Genomic DNA, 14,139 nt, shown 5'->3' with positions numbered 1-14,139 from the left:
AATGGTCACATAACAAAAAAAACGTTTTGCAACGTTTTTTTGACTGTAATTTCTTTAAATGCATTTTTGCCTAAGGTAAATTATTCCCTGCTGCAAGATAAATTTCATACCATTCTTTTCTTGTTAAGCTAAAGTTTGCCGCTTGGCTAACTTCTCTCAAGTGCTTAGGATTTGTTGTTCCTACCACTGCCTGCATTTTTGCTGGATAACGCAATATCCAAGAAATGGCAATAGTTGAAGAGGTTACTCCATATTTAATAGCTAAACGATCAAGTACTTGATTTAAAGCTTGAAATTTCTCATTTCCAACAAAATTCCCTTTAAAATACCCAAATTGTAAGACAGACCATGCTTGAATGACCACATCGTGTAATTTGCAATATTCAAAAATGCTGCCATCTCGCATAGCTGCTTGACTATCTTCCATATTAACATGAAAACCTGATTCGAATCCTGGAGTAAAAGCCGCACTCAATTGTAACTGATTAACAGCTAACGGCTGCTTGACATCTTTTTTAAGCAACTCCATCATCATAGGATTTTGATTAGAAACTCCAAAATCTCGAACCTTACCTTGTTTATAAAGAAGATCAAAGGCTTCTGCTACTTGGTCAGACTCCATCAAAGCATCTGGTCGATGAAGGAGCAAGCTATCTAGATGATCAATCTTCAATCTTTGCAAAATTCCGTCTACTGATTTTATAATATAGTTCTTAGAAAAATCAAAATAGGTAAATTCTTCAATGCGAATGCCACATTTTGACTGAATCCACATTTCTTCTCTTAAATCTGGACGATTTTTTAGGACGAGACCTAACAGTTCTTCACAACGACCACGACCATAAATATCAGCCAAGTCAAAAGCATTGATTCCAACAGAAAGTGCTGTTTCTACAAGCTCTTCAACTTCTTTTACAGACTTATCTTCTATTCTCATCATTCCGAGAACAATTTCTGATAATTCTTTGTCATCTTGACCAAGAGTTATGTACCTCATCAAATTTTTCTCCTTTAATTTCTAACATTCTTCCCTTCATTATAACAAAAAACCGCTTTGCAACGGCTTTTTGACTATATTTCACTCCATTTTATCTTCTTAAACCCACGGAAAAAGAGAAAGATACCAATAAAGAGAACAGCTAAAGGAATAATCTTTGTAAGAAAAACATTTGAAATTCCCATCCACTCATAGTAACGGAGCAGAGAACCTACAATAAGCTGGGCAACAATCATACTGTTAAAGGGACGAAAAAAATCTTCTTTCCAATTCCAAATACTGATGACTAGAGAAAGCGTAAAAACAAGGAAACTATCCCAGGGAGCAGGAAGATAAAATGCTCCTTCTTGTACAAAACTTCCTATTCCTACATATCCCAGAACAACTAGCAGAACAAGAATCCCAACGACAATATAGGTGCCAATTTTCATTTTAGGAGAATCTTGAACTAAGCCCCAACGTAAGATTGTGGCCACAAGTCCAAATCCAATCAGAAAAATAAGAAGTTGCCCTAAAAATGTAAGCAAATTGACTGTTAAGAGAGGACCTTTAGAAAAATCACTTAGTAGCTGATAATAACGTAATACCGCTAAGACAAGAATTGGCGTCAAAAGGGACTCCTTGATAGAACTGCGAGGTACTTCCCTGAGCATCTCTTTCATTAATTTTTTAGGATTCTTACCTAGATACTCCTCTGCACTCATGCCATCTCGTTCTGCTTCTGAGAAATCTAACATCATCAAATAAATCTGCTCTCTGAGATAGTCCTCATCATAGAGAAATCCAGCAAGATTAAAACTATCCCACAGCTCCTCAAAATACTGCTGATTCTCCTCAGAAAACTCATGCAACAAAGCGCTTGTTTCTTCGTAATACTTCATTTTCTTCATGGTTTAACCCCCATTCTTAATTCCTTCTACTTTTTGACTCAAATCGTCCCATTGTTGCCAAAAGACCGAGACACGCTCTTCTCCTTCTTTGGTTAACGAAAAATACTTCCGATCTGGACCATCTGGCGACGGGCGCATGTCGCCTCTTATCCATTGATTTTTTTCTAACTTTTGCAACAAAGGATAAATAGTTCCTGGAACGATAGTGTCAAATCCAGCATCTCGCAAAGTTTGAACCAACTCATAACCATACCGCTCTTTTTGACCAATCATATCCAAGACACAACCTTCAAGAACACCTTTTAATAGTTGAGTTTCTTTCATCCCTTCTCCCTTCTAATCTATTTTGTAATACCTACTAGTAGCTTCATCTATAATATACCACTTTCACACTAGTTTGTAAAGCATAATAGTTAATGCTCTTCGAAAATCTCTTCAAACCACGTCAGCATCGCCTTACCGTATGTATGGTTACTGACTTCGTCAGTTCTATCCCCAACCTCAAAACAGTGTTTTGAGCTGACTTCGTCAGTTCTATCCACAACCTCAAAACAGTGTTTTGAGCTGACTTTGTCAGTTTCATCTACAACCTCAAAGCAGTGCTTTGAGCAACCTGCGGCTAGCTTCCTAGTTTACTCTTTGATTTTCATTGAGTGTAAATAAAAAACAGAACTAGCATGAACTAGTCCTGTCTATTTTTACCCAATCACACTTCCGTTTGGTACAGCTGGATCAACTGTAAGAAGGGTTAATTGTCCATCATGTTCAGCTGATAGGATCATACCTTGGCTGACATATTTCTTCATCATTTTACGAGGTTTGAGGTTAGCAACAATTTGGACTTTCTTGCCGACCAATTCTTGTTCATTTGGATAGTATTTTGCAATTCCTGAAAGAATTTGACGATCTTCACCATCACCAGCATCCAAGCGGAATTGAAGTAACTTATCTGAACCTTCCACTTTGGAAACTTCTTTGACTTCTGCAACACGGATTTCAACCTTATCAAAGTCTTCAAACTTGATTTCTTCCTTGTTTAGTTTGAGTTCAACTTCATCTGGATTCCATTCTTTCTCGACTGCTGGTTTGTTACCTTCCATTTGTTCCTTGATATAGGCGATTTCTTCTTCCATATCCAGACGGGGGAAGATTGGTGTCCCTTTGGAAACTACAGTTACACCTGCAGGGAAGTCAGCCAAGCTCAAGTTCTCAAGGCTAGCAACTTCTGCTAAACCAAGTTGAGTCAAAACTGCACGACTGGTTTCCATCATAAATGGCTCAATCAAGTGTGCTACGACGCGAAGGCTAGCTGCCAAGTGGCTCATGACACTTGCTAATTGGTCACGAAGTGCTTCATCCTTGGCCAAGACCCATGGTGCGGTCTCATCGATGTATTTATTAGTACGTGAAATAAGAGTCCATACTGCTTCTAGGGCACGTGGGTAGTCAACTGCTTCCATGTGAGTGTGGTAGTCAGCGATTGATTCAGCAGCTACTTGAGCAAGAGCATTGTCAAACTCTGTTACACCCTCTACATAGGCAGGGACTTGCCCGTCAAAGTATTTATTAATCATAGAAACCGTACGATTAAGGAGGTTCCCAAGGTCATTGGCCAATTCGTAGTTGATACGGCCTACATAGTCTTCTGGAGTGAAGGTTCCATCTGAACCAACTGGAAGGCTACGCATGAGGTAGTAACGAAGTGGATCTAGTCCATAACGCTCTACCAACATTTCAGGGTAAACGACATTCCCTTTAGATTTAGACATTTTGCCGTCTTTCATGACGAACCAACCGTGAGCAATCAAACGATCTGGCAATTTGATATCTAACATCATAAGAAGGATTGGCCAGTAGATTGAGTGGAAACGAAGGATGTCTTTTCCTACCATGTGGAAGACTGTTCCATTCCAGAATTTGTCAAAGTTACCATGTTCATCTTGACCGTAGCCAAGAGCTGTCGCATAGTTAAGAAGGGCATCAATCCAAACATAGACAACGTGTTTTGGATTAGATGGCACTGGCACACCCCATGTAAAGGTTGTACGAGAAACTGCCAAATCTTCCAAACCTGGCTCGATGAAGTTGCGAAGCATTTCATTCAGACGACCATCTGGAGTGATAAATTCAGGATGAGCTTTGAAAAATTCGACCAAGCGGTCTTGGTATTTGCTGAGGCGAAGGAAGTAAGATTCTTCTGAAACCCATTCAACCTCATGACCTGATGGAGCGATACCACCAGTCACATTTCCAGCTTCATCACGGAATACTTCTGCAAGCTGACTTTCTGTAAAGAATTCCTCATCTGAGACTGAATACCAGCCAGAATATTCACCCAAATAGATATCATCTTGAGCAAGCAAGCGCTCAAAGACTTGAGCCACTACTTTTTCATGGTAGTCATCAGTTGTACGGATGAATTTATCGTATGAGATGTCTAGTAATTGCCAGAGTTCTTTGACTCCAACTGCCATCCCATCAACATAGGCTTGAGGGGTGATTCCAGCTTCTTCCGCTTTCTGCTGGATTTTCTGACCATGTTCATCAAGACCTGTCAGATAAAAGACATCATAACCCATCAGGCGTTTGTAACGTGCTAGGACATCACAAGCAATGGTTGTGTAGGCAGATCCGATATGAAGTTTTCCAGATGGATAGTAAATCGGTGTTGTAATATAAAAATTCTTTTCAGACATAATTTTTCCTTTCCAGGCAAATGAAACCTGTTTTTCTAACACTTCATTATATCACATTTTTAAGGATTTTCGATAGGGAAATCCATACAAAAACAAGATGGACGAGTGTCCATCTTGTTGATTTTATTCATAACGAAGGGCTTCGATTGGATCAAGTTTCGATGCCTTGTTGGCTGGCAAGACTCCAAAAACTATACCCACGCTAGCCGAAACTGCGAGACTAAATAGGGCAACTGGAATTGATACTCCAACTTCTATACCCGCAATCAAGCCTTGCAATAGCAAACCTGCTAAGGCAGTTAAACCACTTGCAATTGTCAAGCCAATTAATCCACCTAACAAGGTCAAAATCATGGATTCAATCAAAAACTGGATTAAAATATTGGCACGAGTTGCACCCAAAGCCTTACGGAGACCAATCTCACGGGTACGCTCTGTCACCGAAACCAGCATGATATTCATAACACCAGTTCCTCCAACAAAGAGGGAAATACCTGCAATGGCACTAATAATCGTCGTCATAAAACTAAACGATTGTTGAACTTCTGCAAATGCAGCTGACTCATCTGATACTTGATATTCTCCCTGTTGCAAGCCAGCAAGCTCTGTCATTTTTCGTGCTAATTCTGGACCCAGAGTTTGAGTCAAGCTTGTGTCATTCACTCGAAAGACAATATTAGCTATTTCATCTACATTAAAATTCGCAGCAAGGGAAGTATTTGTAGTAATGGGCAAGCCACCAAAACCATATATTTTTGAACGTTTAGCCTCTGGACTAGTATAAACCCCAATGACCCGGTAACTAAATCCATTGACTTCTACAACCATGTTAATAGCCTCTTGAGGAGAGCCAAATAAACTAATGGACAATTCTTCATCAAGCAAAATAACACTTGCAAATTCTTTGAAATCTTGCTCTCTCAGACTACGACCTGCAATGATTTCATTCTTAACAGCGTCCATATAGGTTCTATTCCCGCCTGTCAAATTGGCATTTTCAACCTTTTTATCTTTATAAGTCAAGATGGCGTTCGTTGAGTTGGTTACATAGTAATTATCCACTCCCTTGAGTTTGGCTGCCTCTTTAACCCAGGATTCTTGCGGTTTTGGCGGTTCAACATGAACTTCCTCTTCTTTTCCAGAAACCGTAAAAGCTGATTGTTTCTGAGTAAAAGACCCATCTTTACTTTTTTTAGAAGAGAAAAAGACACTAATATTCTTCTGAGATTTGGTCATATCTTTGTTGAGTTGACGAGATAGGGAATCACCTAGAGCCATAATCACAACAACTGATGAAACACCGATAATAATCCCAATCATAGTAAGAAAAGAGCGCATCTTATGTGCCATGATAGATGAAAAGGCAAATTTCAGATTCTGCATCTTAGTTTTCCTCCTTTTCTAACTGCGCACTGTCAGATGAAATAACTCCATCGCGAATGACAATCTGGCGTTTGGCATAAGCAGCGATTTCAGGCTCATGCGTTACCATGATAATAGTTTTTCCTTCTTTATTTAGTTCAAGCAATAGTTGCATGATTTGGTTACCTGTTTTGGTATCCAAGGCTCCTGTCGGTTCGTCTGCTAGGATAATAGAAGGATTGTTTACCAAGGCACGCGCAATAGCCACACGTTGCTTTTGACCACCAGATAATTCTGAAGGTAAATGGTGACTACGCTCAGTCAATTCAACCTTATCAAGATATTCCTCAGCTAACTTGCGCCGTTTTGAAGCCGAAACTCCTGCGTAAATCAAGGGCAATTCTACATTTTGCAGAGCATTAAGTTTGGATAGAAGAAAGAACTGCTGAAAGACAAAACCGATTTGTTGGTTGCGGACCTTGGCTAGTTGTTTTTCACCCAATCCAGCCACTTCTTGACCTTCAAGATAATACTCTCCACTACTTGGTGTATCCAACATGCCAATCGTATTCATGAGAGTAGACTTACCCGAACCAGATGGTCCCATGATGGCAACAAATTCACCCTCATTCACTTCTAGGTTGATATTTTTGAGAACCTGCAGTTCTTGGTCACCATTACGGTAACTCCTGCAGATATTTTTTAGACTAATTAGTTGCTTCATCAGCCTTCACCTCTTTTCCTTCCTCTAGAGAAGACGTTGGGTTACTGATGACCTTGACTCCATTTGTCAGACCTGAAGTGATTTCTTGGTTGTCTGCATCAGCATTGCCCAAACCAACTTCCACTTTCTTGGCCTTTTTCTGCTCGTCAAGTACCCAGACATAGTTCTTATCATTTTCAGTCACAACACTTGTTAGAGGAACCAAAATGGCTTTACTCTTATTCTTGACCTCAATACTTACTGAGAATCCTTGTTTCAAATCACCGATTTCACTTGTAACATCGATGGTATATGGATATTTAGAACCAGAATTACCACCTGCTGCGACAGTAGCTGCACTTGCTGCTTCACCATTGTTTTTAGGGTAGTCAGAAATGTAGCTAATCTTACCAGTCCAGCTCTTATCTTGGTAAACTTTAGAAGTAAAGGTTACTTCTTGTCCTACAGAGAGGTTGGCAAGGTTATATTCAGATAGTTCCCCCTTAACTTGCAAGTTTTCATTGCTAACGACATGAACTACCACCTGGCTAGCTCCAGTTGGAGATTTAGAAATATTACGGTTGACTTCGACCACAGTTCCCTCTAAGGTACTGAGAACCGTCATTGCATCCAACTGACTTTGAGCCTTGCTTAATTGCGCTGCTGCATCTGCACGGGCATCACGAGCATCACCCAGTTGTGCATCAATAGATGAAACGGAATTTCCTGAGACTGGAGCTGGAGTTTGCGCTGCAGCTCCTTCGCCTCCTGCTGGTACTGGTAACTGGGGAGCAGAAGCGGCTTCATTTCGCGCTTGGTTGAGTTCGTTGATATGACGATCTGCCTTAGCAACTGCTCGACTCGCTGAATCATAGGCCGCCTGGGCTTCTGAACTACTGTACTTGACTAAAGCCTGCCCTTCACTCACTTTATCACCCACAGAAACAAGGATTTCATCTAAATCTCCCTTACTAGCATCAAAATAAACATATTGTTCATTTTTTGCTGTTACTGTCCCTGATAATAAAACAGAGGATGCCACGCTTCCTTCCTTAGCAACAACAAGATGAGTAGCCTCATCTTTTACAGCAGTCTGAGAAGGTTGTCTAAAGAGCAAAATGCCCCCAGCACCCAATACAACTACACTTGCAGCACCAATTGCTGCATACAATTGCCACTTTTTAGCTTTACCATTCTTTTTCATAATGAAACTCCTTTTTGATTTAAAGTTCTTAACAATATTATACAAAAATTATCAATTTGAAACAATAACATTTCAGAACGAAATAATGACATTTCAGGATTTAATTATTGTTCGGAATTTATTTTACAATCGTTGTACTAGTTATATAATACACTTTATTTTTCTTTTTTGCAAGCCTTTTCTTTAAATTTTTTGAACGTAGCAGATTTTTGCAATCAGATAAAAAAAAAGATAGAATATGACTATCAAAAAATGACACTCTACTATTTAAAAGAGTACAAAGGAGTTTTCAATGAGAGAATACGATATCATTGCTATCGGTGGAGGTAGCGGAGGAATTGCTACCATGAACCGTGCTGGTGAACACGGAGCCAAAGCGGCCGTTATTGAGGAAAAGAAACTAGGTGGAACTTGCGTCAATGTCGGCTGTGTTCCTAAAAAAATCATGTGGTACGGGGCGCAAATCGCTGAGACTTTCCATCAATTTGGAGAAGACTACGGCTTTAAGACTACTGATCTTAACTTTGACTTTGCAACCCTACGTCGCAATCGTGAAGCCTACATTGATCGCGCTCGTTCTTCTTATGATGGCAGTTTTAAACGCAACGGAGTAGACTTGATTAAAGGTCATGCTGAATTTGTAGATTCTCATACTGTTAGCGTAAATGGTGAACTGATTCGTGCTAAACATATTGTGATTGCTACTGGTGCCCATCCAAGTATTCCAAACATTCCTGGTGCTGAACTAGGTGGCTCTTCTGATGATGTATTTGCTTGGGAAGAATTGCCAGAGTCAGTTGCAATTCTAGGCGCTGGTTATATCGCCGTTGAATTGGCTGGCGTACTCCACACTTTTGGTGTCAAGACAGACCTCTTTGTTCGTCGTGATCGTCCTTTACGTGGTTTTGATTCTTACATCGTTGAAGGTCTGGTCAAGGAAATGGAAAGAACAAACTTACCACTTCACACTCACAAAGTCCCTGTTAAGTTAGAAAAAACTGCTGAAGGCATTACCATTCATTTCGAAGATGGTACTAGTCACACAGCTAGCCAAGTTATCTGGGCTACAGGCCGCCGTCCAAACGTTAAGGGCTTGCAACTTGAAAAAGCTGGAGTAACTTTGAACGAACGTGGCTTTATCCAAGTGGATGAATACCAAAATACTGTTGTTGAGGGAATCTACGCTTTAGGTGATGTAACAGGTGAAAAGGAACTGACTCCAGTTGCTATCAAGGCTGGACGTACTTTATCTGAACGTCTCTTTAACGGCAAAACAACTGCAAAAATGGACTACACAACTATTCCAACTGTTGTCTTTTCACACCCTGCTATCGGAACTGTTGGTTTGACAGAAGAACAAGCTATTAAAGAATACGGTCAAGATCAAATCAAGGTTTACAAATCAAGCTTTACGTCTATGTACTCTGCTTGCACTTGCAACCGTCAAGAAACACGTTTCAAATTGATCACAGCTGGTTCTGAAGAAAAAGTTGTCGGACTTCATGGAATTGGCTACGGTGTTGATGAAATGATCCAAGGATTTGCCGTTGCTATCAAAATGGGAGCAACCAAGGCAGACTTTGATGCAACTGTGGCGATTCACCCAACTGCATCTGAAGAATTTGTAACTATGCGTTAATCGAAATAAAAGAAGCAGAGCAAAAAACACTTCTAAATATCAAAAATCGAGTATTGCCGTAGTTGGAGATACTCGTTTTCTTATGTTTTATTTTATAGTATGTTGAAATAAGATATGCAAAAATCAATTAACAAACCATAACAAAATATAAGGATTATAACACAATCATTTATTCTTTTCTTTAAAAGATTCATATATTTTTTTATATAACTCTTTCATATCTTTTTTCTGAGAATTCAACTCTTCACTACCGTAGTCAAAATTTGCTACTACAAATCCCTCGTCAGCATTAGAAAAAGTAAAAAATTCTATTCCAATGAGTTTATTACGCTTAGAGTCCTCAATAGTGTCTCCTAAATTATTATTAAATTGCTTCACTTCTTCTTCACGAACTCCGAACCCCGCAGCAGCTCCATTTGCAATGATGTTTGAAAATACTTCTTCTGAAGACGCTACTTCTTTCACAGTTATGATATATGTAGCTTCTTCCGTTTCTACTTGTTTCACTTTATTCCATTTTTCTGTATCACTAGAAGAAAGCGTATAGACTATTAACTCCAGTGTTGGTTTATTGGTATTTTCTTTTGTGATCATTTGTTTTCCAAAGAAGAAAATGGCAAGCATTCCAGCTACAAAGATCAAAGCAATATAAATTATCTTTTTCATACATTATCCCCTATATCTTTCATATCAATGATCACATCAACTTCGTTATAGACAGCTGGATCATGCGTCGCTATAATGACATATTTATCTTCATCTCTTTCATTCAATAATAAACGAATAATTTCTTTTCCAATCTCACCATCTAAAGCTCCTGTAGGCTCATCTGCTAAGATAATTTTACGTGGTTTCATTAACATTCTGGCAATAGCTACACGTTGAGCCTGCCCTCCAGACAATTCATATATTTTTTGATGTAAATAGTCACTTGACAGTCCTACTTTTTCAAGTACATCAGTTATTGTTTTTTTGTCTTTAGTGATAAGTTTCAAATTATCATATACTGTTTTGTTATCTATTAAAGAATAATTCTGAAATACATATCCAACAGTATTTTTAAAAAAAGTTCTTTCTTTTATCTTCCAAATATCTTGTTTATCAACTAAAACATTCCCACTGTCAATTTTTTCTAATCTTCCTATAATATTAAGAAGGGTACTTTTACCAGAGCCAGAACCTCCAATCAATGCATAACTTTTTCCAGATTCAAATTTTAAATTTAAGTCTGTAAAGATCTTTTTTGAGCCGAAACTTTTTGAAACGTTCAAAAGGTCAATTGTCATGTTTCATCTCCTTTTAAAATTTTAGTGTAGCTTTCAGATAATTTTCTAAAACTCATGATTATTGACAACATCAAAACGAGCAGAGAAGCAAGACCAATATATAGCAACTCTATTTGACCTGTCATAAGAAATGTAAATAGGATAACGATTGTAATAGTCATCATAAAATACTTGAGACTTGAAATTGCTATATATGTTTTTGACAGACCTAAAATGATTTTCTTCACATATTCATTCTGTTTTAGGGTAATATAAAGTTGGACATATTGATAAATGAGTATAAAGACAATACTGTAAATTATCTTCTGCAAAATTTGTGAAAGTAGAATTTGGTGCTCTAAGGACTGGATCTTTAATTTCACAATTTGGTAAACATCTACTGGATTCATTGAAACATTCAACTGGGTAGCCATTTCATTTATTTTATTTACCGCCTCAGGACTAAAAAGAGACTTAGTTGTTATATTACTAGCCAAAGAAAACTTGTTGTTTTCAATCATTTTGTCTGTATCTAACACAACAACAATGTTATCTGTGCTATCTGCTACACTTGCCATTGGTAAAAGCTCTTTCATTTTATGATTATCATCAGCATCTTCATTGAAATAAAAAATTTTATCACCATCAGGAATTATTTGTACTGCAATTTCTTCTTTTGTATAGTTTGTTCCAATAAATTGTTCTGCTACAACTGTATTCTCAATAGATTTCTGATTTTCTTTCCATTTCTCAGGAATATAAATGGTTGCTATCTTATTATCTAAAAGATGATAGTTTGTTCCATTCACTTTATTTTGTAGGTTAGCACCTGTTTGATTGATATAAATCAACTCTTTATTTATTTCTGGATTCGTTATTCCGTCATTTTCTAATTGTTTAGAAAAATTTTCCATAACATGTGAAGTTTTCATGAAATCTGGAACATATGCTGAGGATCGATCTATATATAAATAATCTAAGTTTTTTAAGGAAGCAGCTATCTGTAGATACTGACCATCCGAATCATTAACTTCTCCATTTTTAGTAGAGTTACTTTCAATTCCAAGGAACTCAATCCTTCTCCAGTCTTTTACTGTGTCCCATGGTACTAAATTCTGTATCTGAATGTTAATACTGGATTGACTACTCTTTGTTTCTTGTAAAAAAACTCCTGAGATAAGGATAATAATCGAAATAATGGCAAGCCATACGACAAAAATAAGTTTATTTTTTGCCTTGTTTTTAATAATTTCAATAGGCTTTTCAACCTGAATCGTCAACCAAAATAAAACAAAGGTGATGAGATCAATGATTTGAAATAGTATAAAATTCGTTAAAATCAGAGAGAAAAATAACTTAGAACTATAGGTGAAGAAACCATTTCCCAAAAAAGAACTGTAAGAAATCATCAATAAAGCCATCATAATCAGTTCAAAAATAAGAGAAATACCATAATCTCTTCTTAGATCGTATACAGGCAATCCCAAAGAACGTCGTATCACTCCTTCTTTAATCTGCTTCGTTCTAACAACAAATAACACAACTAATAAAGTTAAGTAAATTGAACCCATTAACAGTATTCTTAAAGTTCCAGTAAATTGTAAGATTCCTCCTATATACCAAGGATAAGCCATATATACTGTTTGCAACCCCGTCATCGTAAGTGGTTTCAAACTATCTATATCCATTTTCCCAAGGGTGTAATACATCCCTATTATTGGTGTTGACTTTAATTGTTCATTATTTACATCATCAAAATTTACATACCTCAACTGACCCGAACTCTGAACGATGGGCTTGTAAATGGTAACCTTTTCCGATTTTGATAAATCACGAACCATTTCGTATATTTCGTTATTTGAAAGATTGCTTTTTCCTTGAATAGAAAAAGCACCATCAATTGGTAAAGGTATGGGCATTTCTGTATCGCTAATAGTGACCCAACCAATTGCAGCAATCAAACAGAAGAAGAATCCAATGATACATAATTTTAATTTCATAAGCAATTACCATATTACAAGAGACCCTATTTTATAATTGGGTCTCTTGTTTTCATAAATTATTTTTAAAATCTATAATAATCCCAATATGCATTTAATCGAACATCGCTCCAAGATTTTGTAGCACTTGAATATGCCCATCCATAATCTTGTTTATCCTGAGCTTTAACTGTTCCCCAAAAATTCGTTACTGAAGATTTTGAACCAATATTATCTGGAGAACTAACAAAGTAATTCGAATAACCAGAGTTATCATTTACACCATATTCCCATACATCAATAATGGGACTTGGAGCAGGGTGTGCTGTAGTTGCACTAACAATACTAGCTACAGTAGCAAAGCTAAAACTTAAAACACTTGCGACTAGAAAAACAGATGCTTTCTTGTTAATTCTTTTTTTCATTTTACTTCTCCTTTAATTAAAATATTTGATGAAGAATAAGCAACAGTCCCCTTTTTAGTCCATCCATATTACTTTAATATGAATTGATTATATTTAGGTTTTTAATCACCGTTATGGTATCTAGAGTCGTTAAAATATCTCATAACTACCCCTCCTTTTAAAATTGAACACATATAAATGTATCCGTTTACATTTATTAATGTAGCACTTATTTTTTAGTTTGTCAAGTATTTATAGTATATTTTTTATGTATAAAATGGGATTATCTATATATAAAACTGATTTACAAATCGATAAAAAACAATTATCAAATTTCTCTTGTCAATCAAATCGGCCGTTACAGTTTTTGTTACCCATGTTACTTAAACAGGTTGACAATAGTGTTGATTTAAGTATAATAGTTACTATATATCAGAAAAGAGGTTAACTATTTTGAAAAAAGCTCACGTTTATGCCATCCCTGCTATTGGGGCTGCTCTCATTGCTGTATTGGCACAAATCACCCTTCCAATTGGACCTGTTCCCTTCACTCTGCAAAACTTTGCAATCGGCTTGATTGCTACTGTCTTTAGACCGAGAGAGGCTGTACTTTCTGTCGGACTCTATCTTCTTCTAGGTGCTATCGGTCTTCCTGTCTTTGCAGGAGGTGGAGCTGGATTGCAGGTGTTGGTTGGTCCTACTGCAGGTTATCTTTGGTTTTATCTTGTCTACTCTGGACTTACTTCTTCCCTAACTAACAGCAAGAGTGGTGTTGTCAAGATTTTTCTTGCAAACCTCTTGGGTGATACACTTGTCTTTGTTGGCGGGATTCTCAGCTTACATTTTCTTGCTGGAATGGCATTTGAAAAAGCTCTTGTTGTGGGAGTTCTTCCCTTTATTATCCCAGACCTTGGTAAACTTCTAGCTATTAGTTTTATTAGCCGTCCACTACTTCAACGCCTTAAAAATCAGGCTTACTTTGCTAACTAAAAAAGGATAT

13 protein-coding genes are annotated in these 14,139 nt (G+C 37.4%); 2 read left to right on the top strand and 11 right to left on the bottom strand.

The annotated features are described in order from the left end of the window. Positions 1-70: 70 nt before the first annotated feature. From ACAM22_RS03580 to ACAM22_RS03550, 7 genes are all read right to left on the bottom strand, one after another. The gene (locus tag ACAM22_RS03580; protein ID WP_153192483.1) at positions 71-997 is read right to left on the bottom strand and encodes an aldo/keto reductase family oxidoreductase; all 927 of its coding nucleotides are present in this window, start codon (positions 995-997) and stop codon (positions 71-73) included. A gap of 74 nt (positions 998-1,071) precedes the next feature. After that, positions 1,072-1,887 (bottom strand): hypothetical protein, encoded by an 816-nt coding sequence (locus ACAM22_RS03575; RefSeq protein WP_153192485.1) that lies wholly within the window; start codon positions 1,885-1,887, stop codon positions 1,072-1,074. Positions 1,888-1,890: 3 nt separating this feature from the next. Then, positions 1,891-2,211 carry a PadR family transcriptional regulator gene (locus ACAM22_RS03570; RefSeq protein WP_049495225.1) on the bottom strand — a complete coding sequence of 107 codons (321 nt, stop codon included), beginning with the start codon at positions 2,209-2,211 and terminating at the stop codon, positions 1,891-1,893. 374 nt (positions 2,212-2,585) lie between these two features. Continuing rightward, positions 2,586-4,583, bottom strand: coding sequence for a methionine--tRNA ligase (gene metG, locus ACAM22_RS03565; RefSeq protein ID WP_261024922.1), 1,998 nt, complete (start codon positions 4,581-4,583; stop codon positions 2,586-2,588). A gap of 123 nt (positions 4,584-4,706) precedes the next feature. Beyond that, the gene (locus ACAM22_RS03560; RefSeq protein ID WP_261076861.1) at positions 4,707-5,966 is read right to left on the bottom strand and encodes an ABC transporter permease; all 1,260 of its coding nucleotides are present in this window, start codon (positions 5,964-5,966) and stop codon (positions 4,707-4,709) included. A 1-nt stretch (position 5,967) separates the two neighbouring features. After that, complete coding sequence (locus ACAM22_RS03555) at positions 5,968-6,669, bottom strand: ABC transporter ATP-binding protein (RefSeq protein WP_261076859.1); 702 nt, start codon at positions 6,667-6,669, stop codon at positions 5,968-5,970. Then, positions 6,653-7,855 carry an efflux RND transporter periplasmic adaptor subunit gene (locus tag ACAM22_RS03550; protein WP_369607014.1) on the bottom strand — a complete coding sequence of 401 codons (1,203 nt, stop codon included), beginning with the start codon at positions 7,853-7,855 and terminating at the stop codon, positions 6,653-6,655. Before ACAM22_RS03550 ends, ACAM22_RS03555 begins: the two co-directional genes overlap by 17 nt. A gap of 289 nt (positions 7,856-8,144) precedes the next feature. Between ACAM22_RS03550 and gor the strand changes: the two genes are divergently transcribed. Beyond that, entirely contained in the window at positions 8,145-9,491 is a 1,347-nt protein-coding gene (gene gor, locus ACAM22_RS03545; RefSeq protein ID WP_369606953.1) for a glutathione-disulfide reductase, read from the top strand. A gap of 165 nt (positions 9,492-9,656) precedes the next feature. Here the strand turns inward: gor and ACAM22_RS03540 are convergent, their stop codons facing one another. The 4 genes from ACAM22_RS03540 to ACAM22_RS03525 all read right to left on the bottom strand — a co-directional run bounded on the left by ACAM22_RS03540 (position 9,657) and on the right by ACAM22_RS03525 (position 13,160). Then, complete coding sequence (locus ACAM22_RS03540) at positions 9,657-10,157, bottom strand: hypothetical protein (RefSeq protein WP_369606952.1); 501 nt, start codon at positions 10,155-10,157, stop codon at positions 9,657-9,659. Continuing rightward, positions 10,154-10,777 carry an ATP-binding cassette domain-containing protein gene (locus tag ACAM22_RS03535; RefSeq protein WP_000151033.1) on the bottom strand — a complete coding sequence of 208 codons (624 nt, stop codon included), beginning with the start codon at positions 10,775-10,777 and terminating at the stop codon, positions 10,154-10,156. The genes ACAM22_RS03540 and ACAM22_RS03535 overlap by 4 nt, the downstream gene beginning before the upstream one ends. Beyond that, positions 10,774-12,756: an ABC transporter permease gene (locus ACAM22_RS03530; protein WP_033677480.1), complete on the bottom strand. Its 1,983-nt coding sequence runs from the start codon at positions 12,754-12,756 to the stop codon at positions 10,774-10,776. The genes ACAM22_RS03535 and ACAM22_RS03530 overlap by 4 nt, the downstream gene beginning before the upstream one ends. 65 nt (positions 12,757-12,821) lie before the next feature. After that, complete coding sequence (locus ACAM22_RS03525) at positions 12,822-13,160, bottom strand: hypothetical protein (protein WP_000746106.1); 339 nt, start codon at positions 13,158-13,160, stop codon at positions 12,822-12,824. 432 nt (positions 13,161-13,592) lie between these two features. On the opposite strand from ACAM22_RS03525, the gene ACAM22_RS03520 reads away from it, so the two are divergent. After that, positions 13,593-14,129 carry a biotin transporter BioY gene (locus ACAM22_RS03520; protein ID WP_000709048.1) on the top strand — a complete coding sequence of 179 codons (537 nt, stop codon included), beginning with the start codon at positions 13,593-13,595 and terminating at the stop codon, positions 14,127-14,129. Positions 14,130-14,139 lie beyond the last annotated feature (10 nt).

The sequence above is a fragment of the Streptococcus sp. SN-1 genome, assembly GCF_041154385.1.
Lineage (GTDB): Bacteria > Bacillota > Bacilli > Lactobacillales > Streptococcaceae > Streptococcus > Streptococcus mitis_CT.
The sequence above is the reverse complement of the archived record's forward strand: the minus strand, read 5'-3'. Positions and strand labels throughout refer to the sequence as shown.